1 protein-coding gene is annotated in these 23241 nt (G+C 49.4%); it reads right to left on the bottom strand.

Annotated features, from left to right (window positions below; all coding sequences use genetic code 11):
• Positions 1-4: 4 nt before the first annotated feature.
• A complete protein-coding gene (gene lgrB, locus KB186_RS00810) occupies positions 5-23239 on the bottom strand; it encodes a linear gramicidin non-ribosomal peptide synthetase LgrB (RefSeq protein WP_255688273.1) in 23235 nt (7744 codons plus the stop codon).
• Between the last annotated feature and the right edge of the window lie 2 nt (positions 23240-23241).

Below are 23241 nucleotides of genomic sequence, written 5' to 3'. Positions count from 1 at the left end.
TGGATTAATTCCCCTTTCTTTTCTTCAGCTTGGAGAGAACCTTGTTTAACGCCGTCTGACTCAAGTCCGCATCCTCGAAGTCTTCGACTCTATAACTTTGTTTCTCCGCCTGTATCAGTGAACGCAGGATTTCTGTGAAATGACGAGCGAAAGTCTCGACACTCTCTTCGCTATGCAATGTCTCGCTGTAGAGGAAGCTGAGGTTCAGCTTACCTCCTGTGACTGCCCCCACCACATCAATCAGATGGGCCCTTCTGTTGTCCGGACTGATGTTGGAGCCTCTTTCTCCTTCCGCAAATCCAAACAGGGAATCTCCTTCACCCACCTGATTGAATTGTCCCAGATAGTTGAAACTGATCGGTGGTTGTGGAATAGTTGCCAACTTTTCGGACACCTGGCTATCTTTTGTCAGGTAGCGCAGGATGCCGTATCCAAGACCTTTGTTCGGAATTTGTTGAAGCTTTTGTTTGACTCTTTCCAGCGCATTTTCCTGAGACATGTTCTGATCCAGTCGAATCAAGAGTGGATACATGGACGTAAACCAGCCGACCGTGCGGGAGAGATCGACCTCCGAGAACAATTCTTCACGACCGTGGCCTTCCAGGTTGACTAATAGGGCTTCTTCTCCCGTCCATTTGGCGTGTGCCAATGCTAGCGCGGTCAATAGAACATCATTGATTTGTACGCGGTAACGGGACGGTACTTTTTGTAGCAGGGCTTCTGTCTCTTCCTCCTCCATTGCAATTGTTATCGTCCGGCAGTTCCCTTCTGTGTTCGACTCACTGTCATGGATTGGCGATGTAAAGGACACCATCTCTTCTGCTGCAGCTATCCAGTACTCCTTTTCAGCGATAATACGTTCAGAAGCTGCGTACTCATTCATTTTTACTGCCCATGCCTTGTAGGAGGTTGTTTTTGCTGGCAATTGAATCTCTGTTCCCTCCGCAGCCTGTCTATATGCCGTTTGCAAGTCTTCGATCAAAACACGCCACGAAACGCCGTCTACCGCCAAATGGTGGATGACTATCAGCAAACGGCCCGGTCGATCATACCCGAGATCGAAATAGACGATCTTCATGAGCGGTCCGTTTTCCAAATCTAGGCTCGCTTGTGCTTGGTGTGAAAGTTTTTCGATTCTTCTCATGTGCTGAGCCGGCGAGATCATGCTCAGATCCTCCACGATGAGCATGGGTTCCGATTGGACTTCAGCGTGAGTCTGCTTCCACTGTCCATCAGTGTAGGTATAACGAAGGCGGAGCGCGTCGTGGTGAGCAAGCAGGTGGGAAATGGCTTGCTCCAGATGCTCTTCGTCCAATTGTTCGTTCACTTGCAGGAGCATCGATTGGTTCCAGTGATGTGGCGTTGGTTGCTCTTGCTCGAAGAACCATTTTTGGATCGGCAATAATGGAGCTTCACCTGTTACCATTCCTTGCTCTGCTTCCATTTTCGTGCTTTGGCCTGCAACCTTTGCCAACTCTGCAATCGTTTGATGATCGAAAAGGTTTTTCGGAGTTAGATGGATGCCAGCTTTGTTTGCACGCGCGACGATTTGAATGCTGAGGATGGAGTCGCCCCCAAGCTCAAAAAAGTTATCGTGAATGCCGATGCGATCCATTCGCAGAACGCCGCACCAGATTTCCGCCAGTTTTTGTTCGATAACGTTGGTAGCCTCTGTAAACGAATCAACATCTTGGCTGCGATCATAGACAGGCATTGGAAGTGCTTTTCTGTCTACTTTCCCGTTTGGCGTAAGCGGCATTTCATCCAGCATGACGAAAGCAGATGGCACCATATAATCCGGAACATGTGCTTTGAAGTGTTGGCGCAGCTCGGCTGTGTCAACCTCCTGCTCGGCTTGCTTGACCGCATAAGCGACGAGCTGTTTCTTGCCCGGTTCATCTTCGCGGACAATGACGACGGATGCGGCAAGAGCAGGATGCTTGGCTAAAACTGCCTCTACTTCACTTAGCTCGATGCGGAATCCGCGGATTTTTACCTGATTGTCGATTCGGCCGATGAATTCGATAACACCATCTGGCAGGTAACGAACCAAGTCACCCGTCCGATACAGTCGTGCCTGCAGATCAGTTGAGAACGGGTTTGGTACAAAGCGCTCTTCTGTCAAGTCAAGACGGTTCAGGTATCCTTGGGCCAGACCATCTCCGCCGATGTACAGTTCACCTGTTACGCCAATCGGGACGGGCTGCATGTTGCTGTCCAGTACGTACACCGTCGTATTTTTGATGGGTCGGCCAATCGGGAATGAACTGATCGTCTCTGGCAGCTCCGTGACTGGGTAGCAGCAAGTGAATGTCGTGTTTTCCGTTGGGCCGTACCCGTTGATAATCGTGATCCCTTCGATTTCCAACGCTTTTCTTACGTGAGGAACCGAGACGACATCTCCACCGACGAGCAGTTGTCGAACTCCCTTCAAGTACTCTTTGTGATAATCCACCATCAGGGTGAACAGACCCGCCGTCAGCCAAAGTGTCGTAACCTTGTGCGTCTGAATGGCTTGCCCCAGTTCTTCCAGGGAAGGCAGATCCGGTGGCATCAGCACCAGCTTTGCCCCATTCAGCAAGCTGCCCCAAATCTCAAAGGTCGCCGCATCGAATGATACTGTCGATGCTTGCAGGAAAACGTCCTGGTCTGTGATCGTCACATAATCGGTTTCTTTGACGAGACGGACAATGCCTCGATGGATGACAAGCGTTCCTTTTGGCAATCCGGTAGAGCCAGAGGTGTAAATCACGTAAGCGAGACTTTCCGCTGTGGTGTCAATGTCAGGTGCCTGTTCACTTTCTTCGGCAATCATCACCCAGTCGCGATCCAGACAAATCACGGTATGCTCACTGGATGGGAGTGACGGTAGAAGTTGCTCCTGTGTGAGCAAAACGGTGACTCGAGCGTCGTCCATCATGTATGCCAGACGTTCCTTCGGATAATCCGAATCGAGCGGTACGTAAGCCCCACCAGCTTTGAGAATCCCGAGCACCCCGATCAGCATTTCGAGCGAACGCTTTACGCAAATACCAACGAGTGAACCTGGGCGAACGCCTTGTTTTTGCAGGTAGTTGGCCACTTGGTTGGCTCGCGTCTCCAATTTGGTGTAGGTGAGACTCTGGCCTCCCGCTACCACTGCTATTCGATTCGGGTAGCGAATCGCGGTCTGCTGGAACAATTGATCGACGCGTTGATCCCGTGGGTAAGCTGTCGTGGTGTCGTTCCATTCCACCAGCAACTGCTCCCGTTCTGCCTGAGGCAAAAGCGGCAATTGGGTAATGGCCTGCTCCGGCATTTGAACGATGGCTTCGAGTAAGTGATGGAAGTGCTGTGACATCCGCACAATCGTCGTCTCATCAAACAGCGCAGTATTGTACTCAAATGTTGTGATCAATCCGTTTTGCTTTTCTGCCATCGTCAACGTCAGGTCATATTTGGCGGTGACAAGGTGCTTGTCCATATCGAATTCCGATACGCGAATGCCAGCCTTTTCATCTAAATCTAGCTGGAAGTTCTGAAGGACAAACATCACTTGGAACAGCGGCGAGTAGCTGAGACTACGCTCTAGCGCCAGTTCATCGACCAATTTTTCAAACGGAAGATCCTGATGGGCATAGGCTCCTAGCGCCGTTTCCTTCACTCTTGCCAGCAAATCACGGAATGTCGGTTCTCCTGACATATCCGTACGAAGCACCAATGTATTAATGAAGAATCCAATCAATTGTTCCGTCTCTTGTCTATTGCGTCCTGCGACTGGGCTTCCGACGAGGATGTCTTCCTGTCCGCTGTAGCGGTAGAGCAAAGTTTGGAAGGCAGCCAGCAAGGTCATGAACAACGTCGATCCTTCTTCACGGCTAAGTGCTTGTAATTTGTCGAGAAGTTCACCTGCGAGCGCCGTTGAATAAATCGCTCCCTCGTACGTTTGTACAGCAGGACGTGAACGGTCAGTCGGCAAAGTGAGAAGCGGTTCAGCACCACTTAATTTTTCATTCCAGTAAGAAAGCTGTTCGTCTAATACCGAACCTTGGAGCCAGTCACGTTGCCAAGCCGCGTAGTCAGCATACTGCACAGGCAAATCAACTAAATCGGGTATGGCGTTTTGGCTAATCGCTTCGTAGGAAGTGAACCATTCGCGAATGAATACTCCCATCGACCAACCGTCAGAGATGATGTGATGCATGTTCAAAAGGAAGACCGTTTCTTGCTCGCTTATGCGAATCAAGGTGGTACGGAACAACGGACCTTCGCTCAGGTTAAATGGCGTAGCTGCCTCGATTCCCGCCAGTCGCTGTGTTTCTGCTTCGCGCTCGTCCGCTGGAAGCTCCCGCAAATCGACTACATGCAGCGGCTGTTCTTGGTAAGGGTGAATGATTTGAACGGCTTGCCCATCCACGTGGTCAAAAGTTGTCCGCAAGCTTTCGTGGCGCTGGATCATTACCTGCAAGCTCTTGTTCCACGCCTCCATATTCAAATCTCCGTGCAATCGCATCGCGGACGGGATATTGTACAAGGCACTGTCTGGCATCAGACGATCCAGGAACCATAGACGCTGCTGCGCAAAGGACAATGGCAGATGACCTTCCCGTGAAACAGGTTCGATCGAAGCTCCTGTTGTTTCTTGCAAAAAGCTTCCGAGTGCTTCGGATAGTTCTGCAACGGTTGGGTTTTCGAAAAGAGTACGGATGGGTACTTCTCCGGCAAACATGTCACGAAGACGGGAAATGACCCGTGTCGCTAAGAGAGAATGCCCGCCGAGCTCGAAGAAGTTGTCATGAATCCCGACTTTTTCGATACCGAGCACGTGCGACCAGATTGTGGCGACCAGCTCCTCCGTTTGGTTGCGTGGCGCTACATACTCTTGGGTAGAAGCCATTTGCCCCCACTCCGGCTCTGGCAGCTGCTTCCGGTCAATCTTGCCGTTCGGTGTGAGCGGCATAGCGTCCAGCCAGACAAAAACAGATGGAACCATAAACTCCGGCAATTTTGCTTTTGCCCAGACCGCTAAGTCAGTGCTCTCTTCGCTACTTTCCTCTTTTGTCGTCACATACGCCGCCAGACGCTTGTCACCCAGCTTGTCTTCTCTTGCCATCACCACGGCTTCCTTGACAGCCGGATGGGTGCGAAGGACAGCCTCCAACTCTCCCAACTCGATTCGATAGCCGCGAATCTTCACCTGATGGTCAATCCGTCCCAAATACTCGATTTGTCCATCTGGGAGATAACGGACCAAGTCACCGGTGCCGTACATCCGCGCTTGCGGGTCAGCGTGGAATGGGTTGGACAAGAATCGTTCTGCTGTCAGCTCTGGGCGGTTCAGATACCCGCGCGCCAATCCTTCCCCGCCAAGATACAGTTCCCCAGGTAAGCCGAGTGGTACAGGTTGCAGGTTGGCATCGAGAATATACGCTTGTGTGTTGGACAGAGGACGACCGATTGTCGGTTCTGACGTCGCGCCTTTTGTGACCTGTACATACGTGGAGTAGGTCGTATCCTCAGACGGACCATAGAGATTGAAGACTTTTTCCACATGCCCCAGCGCGTACAGACTTTGCGCCAATGTGTTTGGCAGTGGCTCTCCAGCCAGGTTGACCACTCGTACCGTTGACGGGATGACGTTCATCCGCACCAGTTCTTTGGCCGCAGATGGGACGGTATTGATTAATGTCACTTCGTTGCCTGCTGGCAGACTCGGCAAATGCAAGGCGTTGTCCGCCAAGATGACTTTTCCGCCGTAGGCTAAGGTCACGAATATTTCATAGACAGACAGATCGAAACAGATAGAAGTCGACGCGAGCACCCCACTCATTTCTTCAGCCGAAAAGACCGTTTTCGCCCAGGCGATGAAGGCAATGACACTGCTGTGCTGAATCGCTACCCCTTTGGGCAGACCAGTCGAGCCCGAGGTGTAAATGACATAGGAAAGGTTCGTTGGTACCACTAAATTCGGCAAGTTCTCTTCGCTTTGCTCTGCGATAGCCTCCCAGTCTCGATCCAGGCAGATTACTTTTGCTGTACGCTCGGGCAGCATGGATAGCAAACTTCCTTGGGTCAATACGATCGCCGCTTGCGAATCCTCCAACGTATAGCCGATTCTCTCTTGGGGATACGCCGGATCAATCGGGACATACGCCCCGCCAGCTTTGAGAATACCCATCATCGCTACGATCATCTCAGTCGTACGTTCCATGAGCACAGCCACCAAGACCTCTGGGCCGATTCCTTGCACCCGCAGATAGTGAGCCAACTGGTTTGCTCGGCGGTTCAGCTCGGCGTACGTCAGTCTTTCTTCTCCGACAATTAGAGCCTCCGCATCCGGTGTTGCGACTACTTGTGCTTCAAATAGCTGGTGCATCACCGCGTCACGAGCATATTCCGTTTCCGTTGCGTTCCATTCTACTAACAGCTTGTGGCGTTCTTCGTCTGTGATGAAGGAAAGTGTACTCAACTGCTGTTCCGCTTGAGCAGTTAGAGCATGTAGAACCTGAGACATCTGTTCCAATACTTTTGCAATCGATTCCGTATCAAAACGTCCTTGCTCATAGATCAATTTGAGAGCAAGTTCATCGCCAGGAGCCACTACCAAAGTCAATGGGTAATTGGTTTGCTCCACTGCTTGGACTTCACTCAGCGACACTCCGGAATCTGACCCCTCACTTGTGCTATTCAAGTAGTTTTCAAAAACGAGAATACTATCAAACAACGATTGTCCATGTGGAACCTCACTCCAGCCTTGGACGTCTACAAGTGGTGTGTACTCGTACTGGCGGATGTCTAATTGTGTCTTTTGCAGTTTTTGTAACCATTCTTGTATTGTTTGGCTTGGGTCAAACATGACGCGGACAGGTAGTGTATTAATAAAGAGTCCTACCATGTTTTCCACTCCTGGCAGCTCTGCTGGACGACCAGAAACTGTCGTTCCAAAGACAACATCATCTGATCCGCTGTAACCGCTCAGGATCAGTGCCCATGCCCCTTGCACCAGCGTATTTAGCGTCAACTGCTGCTGGCGGGCAAAAGCTTGCAGGTGGGCCGTTACTTCTTTGGACAAGTAAACGGTACGATCTCTGTAGGCTTTAGGCTGTATGGCATGACTTCCTGCTTTTCCCATAGCAAGTGGCGTTGATTCGTAGAAGCCTTTTAACTGCTCCCGCCAATAGCGCTCCGCAACTTGCTTATCTTGCTTATGGAGCCATGCGATATAGCGACTGAATGGTTGGACTGCTTCTAATTTTTCTTCTGCGCCTTTATCGATCGCTTGATAACTTGCCTGCCAATCTTGCAAGACAATTGGCATACTCCAGCCATCTAGCAAGATATGATGGAAGCTCCATAAGAAGCGGTACGTATTATCGTCTGTGGAAAACAATGTCCAACGCATTAATGGCGCCTGATTAAGCTGGAAGTTTCGCACCCGGTCTTTTTCCATGTAGGATTGGATTTCAGCTTCCTGCTTATCGACATCCACATGACGTAGGTCGATTATTTCCACGCTTGCTTTTACTTGCTTTCGGACGATTTGATGCGGTTGTTCCAAGCCTTCCCAGATAAAGGAGGTACGAAGAATCGCATGACGGTCGACTGTTCTCTGCCATGCTTGCTCGAATGCTTCCAAGCGAATATCTCGCACTGTCATGAGGAACTGTACAACATAATCGCCGCCCTCTTGTTCATACAGGGAGTGGAACAGCATCCCCTCTTGTAGTGGGGTCAACGAGTATACACTTTCGAGCTGACGATCCGAAGCGATGTATTTGTCGATAGACTGCTGATTTAGATTAGCCAATGGGAAGTCTGACGGTGTGTAACCCATTTCTTCTGCTGATTGCGTGTAAGACATAATCTCCCGCAATGCTTCCATGTAATCATCAGCAATCGCCGCAATCGTCTGTTCGTCATGGATGTTTTCGTTGTACAACCAGGTGACGTGTAGCTGATCTCCTGTCACCGCACTAATGACATCGAGCAAGTTCTCTCGAATCGAATCAGGGGCAAGATTGGCTCCACTGCATTCAGACGCTATGCCAAACGTAGAGGAAACGGCCACCGTCTGATCAAATTGCCCGAGGTAGTTGAAGCTGATTTGCGGTTTCGGTTGAGCGTTCAGCTGATGTTGTAGTTCAAGATCATCACTTAGATATCGCAAAATTCCGTAGCCCACACCCTTATTGGGAATCCGGCGGAGCTGTTCCTTGACCGTCTTCAGCGTATACCCCCAAGGTTTTTCTTGCTCGATAGAAATCTGTATCGGGTACATACTTGTGAACCAGCCAACCGTATGGGATAAATCTGCTCCCTCGATAATCTCCTCGCGTCCATGCCCTTCCAGAGTGACGACCATTGTCTCTTTTCCTGTCCAGCGATTCAGCGCTTTTGCCAAGGAAGCAAGCAATACGTCATTCATTTGCAGACGGTAGGAAGGAAGCGTCTCGTGAAGCAAGTTGCGCGTCTCTTCGGCGGTCAGAGTAAGTGTAATCTGTTTCGTGGATGCCTCCGTGTTTTGCGCTGGCTCATACGTACGGTCGACAGGAAGTGGTTCCACTTCATACGCTTGGTTTGCCCAAAAAGCTTTCTCCTTTTCAAGCAAATCAGAGTTGGCATAAGTGTGTAACTGTTCAGCCCATGCCTTAAACGAGGTCGTTTTTGAAGGGAATTGCACCTCCTGACCATTTACCGCTTGTTCATAGGCCAACTGCAAGTCTTCCAGCAAAATGCGCCAGGATACCCCATCGACTACCAAGTGATGAACAACGAGCAGCAGTCGTCCCGCGCGTCCTTTTCCAAGGTGGAAGTACACAGCTCGTAACAAGGGGCCTTCCGTGATGTTCAGACTTGCTTGCTTCTCGCCTGCAATTTCTTCCAATCTCGTAAATTGTTCCTCTGGTGAGATGCCAGACAAATCAACCAAATGGAAAGGTACAGGTTCGCCCAAGCCCTCGATGTGCTGTGACCATATACCGTCGTTGTTGATATAACGCATGCGCAAAGCATCGTGGTGTGCAAGCAACTCGGTAATGGCACGCTCCATGGCGCTTGTATCAACCGGTTCCTCGACTGTCAACAAGAAGGATTGGTTCCAGTGATGGATAGACGGTTGATTTGCGGCAAAGAACCACTTCTGGATTGGCGTAAGCAACACATTGCCAGTCACGAGGCCTTGTTCCGCCAGTTGAATAGCACTTTCCCCGTTTCCAGTTGTGGAAACAAGAGCTGCCAGTTCAGCGATTGTTTGGTTTTCAAAGATCTGTTTAGGTGTAAGACGAATCCCTGCTTGGTTAGCCCGAGAGACGATTTGGATACTCAGGATCGAGTCTCCTCCGAGTTCGAAGAAGTTGGAGTTGATACTGATTTCGTCGATTCTGAGAACGTCTTGCCAAATCTCAGACAGTTTGTGCTCGATCAAGGTATGTGGTGCAACGTAGTGCTCATTACTTGTGTACGCATAGTCAGGTTTTGGCAGGGCCCGACGGTCTACTTTCCCGTTTGGCGTAAGCGGCATTTCATCCAGCATGACGAAAGCAGATGGCACCATATAATCCGGAACATGTGCTTTGAAGTGTTGGCGCAGCTCGGCTGTGTCAACCTCCTGCTCGGCTTGCTTGACCGCATAAGCGACGAGCTGTTTCTTGCCCGGTTCATCTTCGCGGACAATGACGACGGATGCGGCAAGAGCAGGATGTTTGGCTAAAACTGCCTCTACCTCACTCAACTCGATGCGGAATCCGCGGATTTTTACCTGATTGTCGATTCGGCCGATGAATTCGATAACACCATCTCGCAGGTAACGAACCAAGTCACCTGTCCGATAGAGCCTTGCCTGCGGATCGGTTGAGAACGGATTTGGTACAAAGCGTTCTTCGGTCAAGTCAGGACGGTTCAAATATCCTTGCGCCAGACCATCTCCGCCGATGTATAGTTCTCCTGTTACGCCAATCGGGACGGGCTGCATTTTACGATCCAGTACATACACAGTCGTATTCTTGATCGGACGGCCAATCGGGAATGAACCGATCGTCTCTGGCAACTCCGTGACTGGATAGCAGCAGGTGAATGTCGTGTTCTCCGTTGGGCCGTACCCGTTGATAATCGTGATCCCTTCGATTTCCAACGCTTTTCTTACGTGAGGAACCGAAACGACATCTCCACCGACGAGCAGTTGTCTAACCCCCGTCAGGTACTCTTTGTGATGATCCACCATCAGGGTGAACAGTCCCGCGGTCAGCCAAAGCGTCGTAACCTTGTGCGTCTGAATGGCTTGTCCCAGTTCTTCCAAGGAAGGCAGATCAGGCGGCATCAGTACTAGCTTTGCCCCATTTAGCAAGCTGCCCCAAATCTCAAAGGTCGCCGCATCGAACGATACCGTGGACGCTTGCAGGAAAACGTCCTGCTCAGTAATCGTCACATAGTCGGTTTCTTTGACGAGACGGACAATGCCTCGATGGATGACAAGCGTTCCTTTTGGCAACCCGGTAGAGCCAGAGGTGTAAATCACGTAAGCGAGACTTTCCGCTGTGGTGTCAATGTCAGGTGCCCGTTCACTTTCTTCGGCTATCATCGCCCAGTCGCGATCCAGACAAATCACGGTATGCTCACTGGATGGGAGTGACGGTAGAAGTTGCTCCTGCGTGAGCAAAACGGTGACTCGAGCGTCGTCCATCATGTATGCCAGACGTTCTTTTGGATAATCTGAATCCAACGGTACGTAAGCCCCACCAGCTTTGAGAATCCCGAGCACCCCGATCAGCATTTCGAGCGAACGCTTCACACAAATGCCAACGAGTGAACCTGGGCGAACGCCTTGTTTTTGCAGGTAGTTGGCCACTTGGTTGGCTCGCGTCTCTAACTGGGTGTAGGTGAGACTCTGGTCTCCCGTTACCACCGCAATACGATCCGGGTAACGCATCGCGATCTGCTGGAACAATTGATCGACTCGTTGATCCCGTGGGTAAGCCGTCGTGGTGTCGTTCCATTCCACCAGCAATTGCTCCCGTTCTGCCTGAGGCAAAAGCGGCAATTGGGTAATGGCCTGCTCCGGCATTTGAACGATGGCTTCGAGTAAGTGATGGAAGTGCTGTGACATCCGCACAATCGTCGTCTCATCAAACAGCGCAGTATTGTACTCAAACGTCGCGATCAAGCCGTTTGGTCTTTCTGCCATGGTCAACGTCAGGTCATATTTGGCGGTGACAAGGTGCTTGTCCATATCGAATTCCGATACGCGAATGCCAGCCTTTTCGGCTAGGTCTAGCTGGAAGTTTTGGAGGACAAACATCACTTGGAACAGTGGCGAGTAGCTGAGACTACGCTCTAGCGCCAGTTCATCGACCAATTTTTCAAACGGAAGATTCTGATGGGCATAGGCTTCTAGCGCCGTCTCCTTCACTCTTGCCAGCAAATCACGGAATGTCGGTTCTCCTGACATATCCGTACGGAGCACCAATGTATTAATGAAGAAACCGATGAGTGACTCGATCTCCTCCCGATTTCGTCCTGCAACTGGACTTCCGACAAGGATGTCTTCCTGCCCACTGTAGCGATAGAGCAAAGTTTGGAAGCCAGCCAGCAAGGTCATGAACAGTGTCGATCCTTCTTCACGGCTGAGTATACTCAATTTTGCTAACAGCTCAGCTGGAAGCGTAAAGGTATACATCGCGCCATCATAGCTTTGAACGGATGGACGCGGACGATCTGTCGGCAAAACCAATAGTGGTTCGGCATCCACTAGTTTTTCTTTCCAGTACGCTAGCTGATGCGTAAGTACATCTTCTTCCATCCACTTCCGTTGCCATACAGCATAATCGGCGTACTGTAGTGTCAGATCGGCTAATGCAGGTTCTTTGCCGTGAACAAACGCTTCGTACAGTGCTCTCATTTCTTTGATGAAAATACCGATAGACCAGCCATCGAAAATAATATGGTGCATGTTAAATAAGAAAACGGCTACTTGCTCGCTTATGCGAATCAAGGTGGTACGGAACAACGGACCTTCGCTCAGGTTAAATGGCGTAGCTGCCTCGATTCCCGCCAGTCGCTGTGTTTCTGCTTCGCTCACGTCCGCTGGAAGCTCCCGCAAATCGACTACATGCAGCGGCTGTTCTTGGTAAGGGTGAATGATTTGAACGGCTTGCCCATCCACGTGGTCAAAGGTTGTCCGCAAGCTTTCGTGGCGCTGGATCATTACCTGCAAGCTCTTGTTCCACGCCTCCATATTCAAATCTCCGTGCAATCGCATCGCGGACGGGATATTGTACAAGGCACTGTCTGGCATCAGACGATCCAGGAACCATAGACGCTGCTGTGCAAAGGACAATGGCAGATGACCTTCCCGTGAAACAGGTTCGATCGAAGCTCCTGTTGTTTCTTGCAAAAAGCTTCCGAGTGCTTCGGATAGTTCTGCAACGGTTGGGTTTTCGAAAAGAGTACGAATAGGTACTTCTCCTGCAAACATGTCACGAAGACGGGAAATGACCCGTGTCGCTAAGAGAGAATGCCCGCCGAGCTCGAAGAAGTTATCGTAAATCCCGACTTTTTCGATGCCGAGCACTTGCGACCAGATTGTGGCGACCAGCTCCTCCGTTTGGTTGCGTGGCGCTACATACTCTTGGGTGGAAGCCATTTGCCCCCACTCCGGCTCTGGCAGCTGCTTGCGGTCAATCTTGCCGTTCGGTGTGAGCGGCATAGCGTCCAGCCAGACAAAAACAGATGGAACCATAAACTCCGGCAATTTTGCTTTTGCCCAGACCGCTAAGTCAGTGGCCTCTTCGCTACTTTCCTCTTTTGTCGTCACGTACGCCGCCAGACGTTTGTCACCCAGCTTGTCTTCTCTCGCCATCACTACGGCTTCCTTGACAGCCGGATGGGTGCGAAGGACAGCCTCCAACTCTCCCAGCTCGATCCGATAGCCGCGAATCTTCACCTGATGGTCAATCCGTCCCAAATACTCGATTTGTCCATTGGGGAGATAACGGACCAAGTCACCGGTGCCATACATCCGCGCATGCGGGTCAGTGTGGAATGGATTGGACAAGAATCGTTCTGCTGTCAGCTCTGGGCGGTTCAGATACCCGCGCGCCAAGCCTTCCCCGCCAAGATACAGTTCCCCAGGTAAGCCGAGTGGTACAGGTTGCAGGTTGGCATCGAGAATATACGCTTGTGTGTTGGACAGAGGACGACCGATTGTCGGTTCTGACGTCGCGCCTTTGGTGACCTGTACATACGTGGAGTAGGTCGTATCTTCAGACGGACCATAAAGATTGAAGACTTTTTCCACATGCCCCAGCGCGTACAGACTTTGCGCCAATGTATTTGGTAGTGGCTCTCCAGCCAGGTTGACCACTCGTACCGTTGATTGGATCGCGTTCATCCGCACCAGTTCTTTGGCCGCAGAGGGAACGGTATTGATTAATGTCACTTCGTTGCCTGCTGGCAGACTCGGCAAATGCAAGGCGTTGTCCGCCAAGATGACTTTTCCGCCATAGGCTAAGGTCACGAATATTTCATAGACAGACAGATCGAAGCAGATAGAAGTGGATGCGAGCACCCCACTCATTTCTTCAGCCGAAAAGACGGTTTTCGCCCAGGCGATGAAGGCAATGACACTGCTGTGCTGAATCGCTACCCCTTTGGGCAGACCAGTCGAGCCCGAGGTGTAAATGACATACGAAAGGTTCGTTGGTACCACTAAATTCGGCAAGTTCTCTTCGCTTTGCTCTGCGATAGCTTCCCAGTCTCGATCCAAGCAGATCACTTTTGCTGTACGCTCAGGCAGCATGGATAGCAGACTTCCTTGGGTCAACACGATCGCCGCATGCGAATCTTCCAGTGTATAGCCGATTCTCTCTTGGGGATACGCGGGATCAATCGGGACATATGCGCCACCAGCTTTGAGAATGCCCATCATCGCTACGATCATCTCGGTCGTACGTTCCATGAGAACAGCAACCAGGACCTCTGGACCGATCCCTTGAGAACGAAGATAGTGAGCCAACTGATTTGCTCGTCGGTTCAGCTCCGCGTACGTCAGTCTTTGTTCTCCGACGATTAAAGCTTCCGCATCCGGTGTCGCGACTACTTGTGCCTCAAATAGCTGGTGCATCACCGTATCACGCGCATACTCCGTTTCCGTTGAGTTCCATTCCACTAACAGCTTGTGGCGTTCCTCGTCTGTGATGAATGAAATGGCAGAGAGATGTTCCGTAGACCGAGCCATCATTGACTCTAATACTTTGATCAACTGAGCCAATACCTTATCCATGGTGATCTGCTCGAATCGATTTGTCTCATAAATCAGTTTGAGCATTAGCTCTTCGCCAGGCGCCGCCACCAATGTCAATGGATAGTTCGTCTGCTCAACTGCTTTGATTGTGTTTAGTGACATGTCTGTATTCGCATTTGTATTTGCACCAGACATGTAGTTCTCGAAAACGAGTATGCTGTCAAACAACGCCTGTCCGAGCGGCACTTCGCTCCAGCTTTGAATGTCAACGAGCGGTGTGAACTCGTACTGACGAATCTCACTCTGTTCCTGTTGGATGTTCTGCAGCCAGTCGATCACCGTCATTTGTTCCGAGAAAAGCACACGAACAGGCAGCGTGTTGATAAACAGCCCCACCATGGAGTCCACTCCACGCAAATCTGCAGGACGTCCCAGATTGGTTGTCCCAAATACTACTTCCGACTCACCTGCGTAACGGCTTAAAATCAACGCCCACGCACCTTGGACTAGCGTATTCATCGTCAGTTGATGCCTACGGGCAAAAGCTTGCAGACTCGCAGTTGTTTCCTTCGATAAAAGTATCATTTGATCGGCGTATTCTTTTTGTTGCACAGCTCTTCCACCCGGTTTCCCCATGCTAAGAGGAGTTGGTGTACGGAAGCCACGCAGATGTTTTCGCCAATACTGCTCTGATGCCTCAAGACTCTGCTGCTTTAACCAGGCAATATAATTGGAAAACGGAGGAGCGATAGGCAGTTCTGCTTTGGTACCATCAACAGATGCCTGATAATAGGCCAACCAATCGTTAAGTACGATCGGTGTACTCCAACCATCCAACAACATATGGTGAAAGCTCCAAACGAGCTGACTGGTTTTCGAATCTAGTCGAATCAACGACCAACGCATCAATGGCGGATGAGCGAGATCAAAGCCTAGCTTCCGATCTTGTTCGAGATAGGTTTGTAAGTGAGCTTCTTGCTTTTCTTTTGGTAAGTGACTCCAGTCCAGTTGTTCGACATGTGCTTTTACTTTTGTATGAACAACCTGATGCGGTTTCTCTAATCCGCTCCATAAGAAGGAGGTTCGGAGGATGGCATGTCGCTCGACCACTTTTTGCCATGCTTCTGAAAACTTCGCCTCATTCAAGTGATCCAAATTCACGACCAGTTGAACGACATAGTCTCCGCCTGCTTGCTCATAAAGAGAGTGGAACAGCATCCCTTCTTGTAATGGTGTGAGTGTGTAAATGTTCTCGATCAGACGATTGTTCCCGATGAACTTGTCGAGGCTTTTTTGATCCAACTCCGCCAATGGGAAGTCGGAAGGTGTATAGCCACCTGCCTCTTCAGCGTGACAATGGGCAATGATCGCTTGCAATGATTGCACATAGTCACGAGCAAGCTCTTCAATCGTTCGTTGTTCGTACATATCGCCGCTGTACGTCCAGGTCATTTCTAACTGATCTCCTGCCACCATACTCTGGAAATCGAGTTTATGGAGTCGGGCTTCGTCCTTGCTGAGATTGGATGCTGACCAGTTCGGAATGATCTGGAACAAGGAAGCATCAGTCGTTTGATCCTGGTCGAATTGTCCTAAGTAATTGAAGCTAATCTCAGGTTGCGGATAAGCTTGCAGGGTATTTAACGTTTGTTCGTCTTTCCTTAAATAACGATGAATGCCGTAGCCAATCCCTTTGTCAGGAATCGAGCGCAATTGTTCTTTGACTGATTTTATCAGGGAACCCCAAGGTGTCTTTGGCTCCATTTCCAGCAAGACCGGGTACATGCTTGTGAACCAACCTACTGTTCGGGAAATGTCTACGCCATCGACGATTTCTTCTCGCCCGTGTCCTTCAACTGAAACATAAAGTGTCTTTTGCCCGGTCCAGTTGTTATAGGCTCGGACCAAAGCACTGAGTAGCACATCGTTAATCTGAGTACGGTAAGCGGCTGGTACCTCCTGCAACAAGGCACGTGTCTCGTCCACGCCCAGTTTTACCTTTACTTGTACGGCCAGACTTTCTGTGTTCTTTCCATTCGGATCGTCAACAGGCACGTTGAGTACATGACTTGTATCCAGATTCGCCCAGTATTCGTCGACTACGCTTTGCTCTGCGTACTGTGTCAACTGTTCCGCCCATCGCTTGAAAGAAGTCGTCTTTTGAGGCAAATGCAGCTGTTGCAACCCTGTCAATTGTTGATAGGCCGTTTGCAAGTCTTCCAGAATAATTCGCCAGGAAACACCATCTACAGCGAGATGATGAATCGCAATGAACAGACGTTGTTTGTCCCCGCATTGGAAGTATGCAGCACGAAGCAATGGTCCTTTTTCGATATCCAGACTTTCTTGTAGCTCGTCTGCAATGGCTTGCATTTGTTCCTCTATGTCCGTCTCAAGTACCGCCGTCGTCAAATCTACGATCTGAAAGACGTCCTCATCCGAAACGACATCATGATATTGCTCCCATTTTCCGTTGACGTTCCGAAAACGCAGGCGCAAGGCATCATGGTGCGCGAGAATCACCGCAAAAGCTTTTGCCAACAAACTCGCATCCATTTCTTCACGAACAGCAAGCATGACTGATTGATTCCAGTGATTGACATGGCAAATTTCCTGCTCAAAGAACCATGTCTGAATGGGTGTCAGAGGCAATTCGCCTGTCACAATCCCCTGCTCCCTATGCACTTGTGGTGCATCCTCAAGAACATCTACACTTGCGGCCAATTCTGCCAATGTTTGAGAGTCAAACAAGTGCTTTGGTGTAAATCGGATACCCGCCTGATTGGCCCGCGCCACGATCTGAATGGTCAGAATCGAGTCACCGCCCAGTTCGAAAAAGTTATCGTGAATCCCGATTGACTCTACACCTAGAACTCCTTGCCAGATTTCGGCCAGCTTGAGCTCAATTTCCGTTTGAGGGGCAACAAAGCCGTCTTCCCATTGAGTTCGCACAGTATCGGGTAACGGCAAAGCGCGGCGATCTACTTTTCCGTTTGGAGTGAGAGGAAGGGCATCCATCAGTATAATGACAGAAGGCACCATGTAATCTGGAAGTCTATCTTTCAAAGACTGACGCAATTCAATCGTCTGTACCTCTTCTCCCTCATGAAGCACAGCATAAGCCACCAGTCGTTTCACACCGGGCGTCAAATCCTCCCTGACGATCACCACTGCTTCCGAGACAGCTGCATGTGCATACAAAGCCGACTCTATTTCCCCTAGCTCAACCCTGAATCCGCGAATGCTCACTTGATCATCAGCGCGCCCAATAAATTCCAAATTGCCATCTGCCAAATAGCGAACCAAGTCGCCTGTGCGGTACATCCGTGCCCCTTCATCTGTAGAGAATGGGTTGGGTACAAAACTGGCTTCCGTCAAGTCAGGACGATTCAGATAGCCACGTGCCAAACTTTTCCCCGCGATGTAAAGTTCCCCGACAACTCCTACAGGCACAGGTTTTCTGCTTGCGTCGAGCACATAGACAGAAACGTTGTCAATGGGACGTCCAATGGAAGGAGCCGCTTCTCGTTCTCCGTGCACGGGCACGATGCCGGCAGTAGCAACGACGGTATTTTCTGTTGGGCCATATTGGTTTACCAACGTAAACGGTACATTCGCAGACGGGTACTGGTGCAAAGTATCACCACCCGTCAACATGTAGCGCAATGCTGATTCGGCTGGCCAATTCAACGTAAGCAGGCTCTCTGCCAAAGGTGTTGGTAAAAAGCTTATCGTAATGCCAGATTCGACTATCCAATCACGCAGTTTTTCCGGTACGAGACGAATCTCTTCCTGTGGGAGGCAAATCGTAGCACCCGCTGTCAAATACGGCCAAATCTCCCACACCGAAGCATCAAATGCTGTACCAGCTATTTGTGATGCACGGTCTGCAGTATTTACGTTGTACGCTCGCTGATGCCAATTGACTAGATTCAAGAGTGATCCGTGCTCGATCTCTACTCCCTTTGGCGTTCCTGTAGAACCTGACGTATAGATAACATAGGCGAGCTGTTCTGCTTTGGTCGTAACCGCTGGCGCAACCGAACTCATCTGAGCCATTAGATGCCAATCTCGATCCAAGCAAAGGAACGTTGCAGCGCCTTCTGGTAATGCATCTACCAACCGCTCTTGAGTTAAGACCATAGACATCTGTGCGTTCTTGATCATAAAAGCGAGTCGTTCTTGGGGGTATGCAGGGTCCATCGGCACATAAGCGGCACCTGCTTTGAGAATCGCGAGTTGACCGATCAACATCTCGATGGAACGCTCCACGCATATTCCCACCAAGTCTTCCGAGCCAATCCCTTGTTTTTGCAAGAATTGAGCGAGTTGATTGGCCTTCGCATCCAGGTCTGCGTAGGTGATTGCACCTTGGTCACCTGAAACCGCAATCTGATCAGGCAACGTTTGTGCGATCTGGGCAACAAGTTCTTGCACGCAAAGATCGCGGGAATAATCAACCTCAGTATCATTCCAACCGCCGAGTAGCTGATCTCGCTCCCCATCGCCTAACAGTTCAACTTCCGTTATTTTCTGCGCTGGATTGGCCGCAACAGCTTGCAAAAGATTGCAGAAATGCTCTGCCATGCGCTCAATTGTCGTACGATCAAATAGATCTGTACTGTATTCAAACACACCCTTCAGTCCGTGATCCTCGTCTTCAATCATGGTGAGAGTCAGATCAAATTTGGTCGTCTTGTTGAGATTGACTTCATTAGGGGTAATGGATATCGTTTCGCCTTTACGTACACCCGTTGACATTCCCTGTACGGAGAAAAGTACCTGGAATAGCGGCGAGTAGCTGAGACTGCGCTCAATTTGTAATTCATCCACCAATTTTTCAAAAGGAATATCCTGGTTGGCAAAAGCATCAAATGCCGTCTCACGAACACGTCGCAACAGTTCAACGAATGTAGGGTCGTTCGACAGGTCCGTACGAAGAACCAGCATGTTGACAAAGAATCCGATCAGGTTTTCGATTTCCTGACGATTACGTCCCGCAACAGGTGTTCCGATCAGAATATCTGTGGTATGCGTATAACGGTACATGAAGTGCTTAAATGCCGCTAAGAGCGTCATGAACAGAGTCGCGCCTTCTTGTCGTCCAAGCTCGCGTAGCTTTTGCCCTACTTCCCTCGGCACGTAGAAAGAATAATTGTCACCGCGATAGCTTTGCACGACTGTCCGTGGACGATCGGTTGGAAGTGGCAAAAGTGGTTCACTCTGGCCCAGCTTCTTTTTCCAATAACTGAGCTGCTGCTCCCATACATTGTCTTGCCATTTCTCTCGTTGCCAAACTGCGTAATCCCGATATTGAATGGGTAAATCGGCAAGCGGTACTTCTGCTTCTTTAACGAATGCCTCATAGATTGTGCTTAACTCGTTTACGAATACATCCATGGACCAACCGTCTGAGATGATGTGATGCATATTTATCCAGATTACGGACTCTTGTTCCTCCAGTCGGATCAACGCTGCCCGCATCAATGGCCATTGATCCAGCTGAAATGGCGTCGCGCCATCTTCTTCCACCATACTCATCCAGATCGTGTCTTTTTCCGCTGCTGGCATCTCGCGCAGATCAGTGACAGGAAGTGACAAATGTACATGTGGATGAATCACTTGAACCGCTCGTCCTTCTATGTCCTTAATCGTTGTTCGAAGGGATTCATGCCGTTTGATGATTTCATTCAAAGCACGTTCCATTACATCCGTATCAACCGCTCCACGCAGATGGAATCCGACCGGAATGTTGTACATGGCGCTATTCGGGATCAGTCGATCAAGGAACCATAGACGTTGTTGGGCGTAAGACAGTGGCAGCTCTTGGGAACTGTCCAAGGAAAACGGTTGTATCGGGCTTTGCTTTATCGGCTCAGTACCTTGACGAGTGAGTCGAATACGTTCAGCCAATTCTGCTACCGTCTGATAGGTAAAAATCTCACGCATCTGAAGCTGGGTCTGAAATACTTTGGATGTACGGGACAGCAATTGTGTCGCTAAAAGCGAATGCCCTCCCAATTCGAAAAAGTTATCGTGGATTCCGACCTGTGATACACCGAGAACCTCCTCCCAAATCCGGGCGAGCAATTCCTCAATCGGATTACGCGGCGCACTGTACGCGTTGCCTGTTTGCACATTGCCATCTGGGAGCGGCAAAGCTTTGCGATCAATTTTGCCACTCGAGGTCAGAGGGAACTCTTCCATTTGAATGAAATGCGACGGAACCATGTAATCTGGCAGGGTTTGCCGAAGCAATGTACGTAATGAGGCAACAGTCCACATCTGGTCGGCGATAATATAGGCGCATAGATACGCTTGTTGGTTATGATCTGTTTGTGCCACTACCACTGCATCGCGAATCGATTCTTCTTCGATCAACCGGCTTCGAATTTCGTTTAACTCAATCCGGAACCCGCGAATTTTCACTTGATGGTCAATGCGTCCGAGGTATTCAATGTTTCCATCCTTGCGATAACGAGCCAGGTCGCCCGTACGGTACATGCGTTTGCCTGCTTCAAACGGGTGGGGAACAAACTTTTCGTTCGTTAACTCTTCATTGTTTAGATAACCCCTCGCCAATCCAGCTCCGGCAATGCATAATTCACCAGGAACCCCGATTGGCTGTAACTGCCCATGTTGATTGACGATATTCATTTGGTAGTTGGCCAAAGGCTTTCCAATAGGCACAGGATTTTCTATCAAGTCTGCCGTGAGTGAGAAGCAGGAAGCATAAATGGTAGCTTCTGTCGGACCATAGATGTTCTCCACTTTCACTTCTGGCAATACTTTATATACTCTTGGCGCAAGATCATTCGGCATTGCTTCCCCGGCAGCCATGATGTACCGTAGTCGGTTTGCCTCTTTTCGCCCCTCGAGATACTCGATAAAAAGAATGAGCATAGATGGAACAAAATTGACGTGAGTTACGTCATAATTAACGATGGATTCCCAAATTTTGTCAGGTTCTTTTTCTGCGCCAGGTTCGAGAATCACCAGTCTGCCGTTACCGAGAATCCAACCGAAGATTTCTGCGACGGATACGTCGAAGGTGTAGGTTGTTTTTAACAAATACGCATCTTTTTCTTGAAGCGGATATTGCTCTTGCAGTGCGAAGATTTGGTTCAATAGACTCGCATGCTCGATCATGACGCCTTTCGGTTTGCCTGTCGAACCCGATGTGTAAATGACGTATGCAAGATTACTCGTTTGGGCTACATTTGCAAGATTACCCGGTGCTCCCTGATAAAGCTCATCCGCCTCCAGATCAAAGATCCGATCAGCAAAATCAATTGTTTCTAAAAAGCGTTTTTTGGTAAGAAGCAGCACGCTGCCGCTGTCTTGTAAAATGTATTCGATGCGTTCTTTCGGGTGAGCCGGGTCGATTGGTAAATATGCGCCGCCTGCTTTAAAAATCGCAAGAATGGCAATGATCATTTCCGCTGAGCGTTCTGTGAGCAAGCTGACAATACTTTCTGGCCCGACCCCTTTTGCACGTAAAAATGTAGCGAGTTGATTTGCCTTTTCGTTTAGCTCACGATACGTAAGCTTTTGCTCTCCCATGACTAGGGCAATGAGGTGTGGTTGTTTCTCTGCACGCTCTTCAAAAATCTGGTGAATCAAATAATCAACAGGATAATTGCGATATGTATCATTAAAAATATGGAGCTGAAGGTGCTTCTCTTCGGAATTGACCACTTCTAGATTTTTCAAAAGGATATCCGGTGTTTTTGTCACTTGCGTCATGATAGTAGTGAGTTGCTGATTGAGGTGTTGGAGCTGATCTTCCGTAAATACGGATGCATTGTAAAGATACGTAACAGTGAGGGTATCGTCTGAGGTGACCATTATGTTTAGGTCGTAGTTGGTTTGTTCAAAGGCATGCAGATTTGTAAGAGTGAATTCTTGGTTATATTGGTTCAGACGGGCCAAAAGCTCTGCGCCCATCGGATAGTTTTGAAACAGAATGATATGATCGATCAATTGTTGATTTTTTTGAATGTCGGCGAGGGAAAGATAATGATATTTTTCCAGCGAACTCGACTCTTCTTGTACTTGTTTCACCAGATCAGAAAACGTTTGATTGTCACTCATCTGAACACGGACAGGTACGGTATTGATGAAAAGTCCAACCATCTGGTCTACGTTCGGGATATCGATTGGACGGCCAGAGACAACCGATCCGAATACAACGTCATCAATATTGCTTTGGCGCTGCAACATGAGGCCCCAGATTGTACGAAAGAGATTGTTTACCGTTACTTGCAATTTTCTAGCGATATGATTCAAGTCGCTCGTCAGCGACTGACCAATGGAAAAGACCAGCTCTGCTTGCTTGTATTTGATTCCGGTACCCTGCTTTTGAATAAATGTGCTCGGCTCATAGCCACTTAAATACCGTGACCAATTGACTTTTGCTTCTTCTGCATCCTGTTCCCCTAACCAGCTAATGTACTGGCTGTACGGATAAACTTGGCCGAGATTGACTGGTCGTTCTTCTTTTACTTGTTGATAGATTTGGAAAAAGTCATGTAACACAATCGGAATGCACCAGCCATCTAGCAAAATGTGATGGTGACTCCAGATCAGTGTATATGCGTCAGAAGAGGTTTGGACAAGAGTGAGACGAATGAGCACATCTTTTGCCAAATCAAAGTTTTTCTGACGTTCTCTTTTCGCAAAGTCCTCCAAAAAGACAGCTTGCTCGTCTTCAGAGAGGTGTGTGATATCTATCACCTGAACGTTTGTCTTTCTTTCCTTAAGGACAATTTGTCGCGGCTTTTGAACCTTCTCAAGGATAAAGACAGTTCGGAGAATATCGTGTCGCTCGATCAGCGCGTTTAAGCTTTGTTCGAGAATAGCTGGATCGATGAATCCTCTAATGGTAAAGCGCAATTGTTCGAAATAGGACTCTGTTCCTTCGTCCAGGAGGGAATGAAATAACATTCCCTCTTGCATGGGAGATAACGGATATATATTGGCGATCTTTTTACTTGACACGTCTACTCTCCTCCTGAGCTCCATTT

This window comes from Brevibacillus sp. AF8 (genome assembly GCF_021270385.1).
GTDB lineage: Bacteria > Bacillota > Bacilli > Brevibacillales > Brevibacillaceae > Brevibacillus.
The sequence above is the reverse complement of the archived record's forward strand: the minus strand, read 5'-3'. Positions and strand labels throughout refer to the sequence as shown.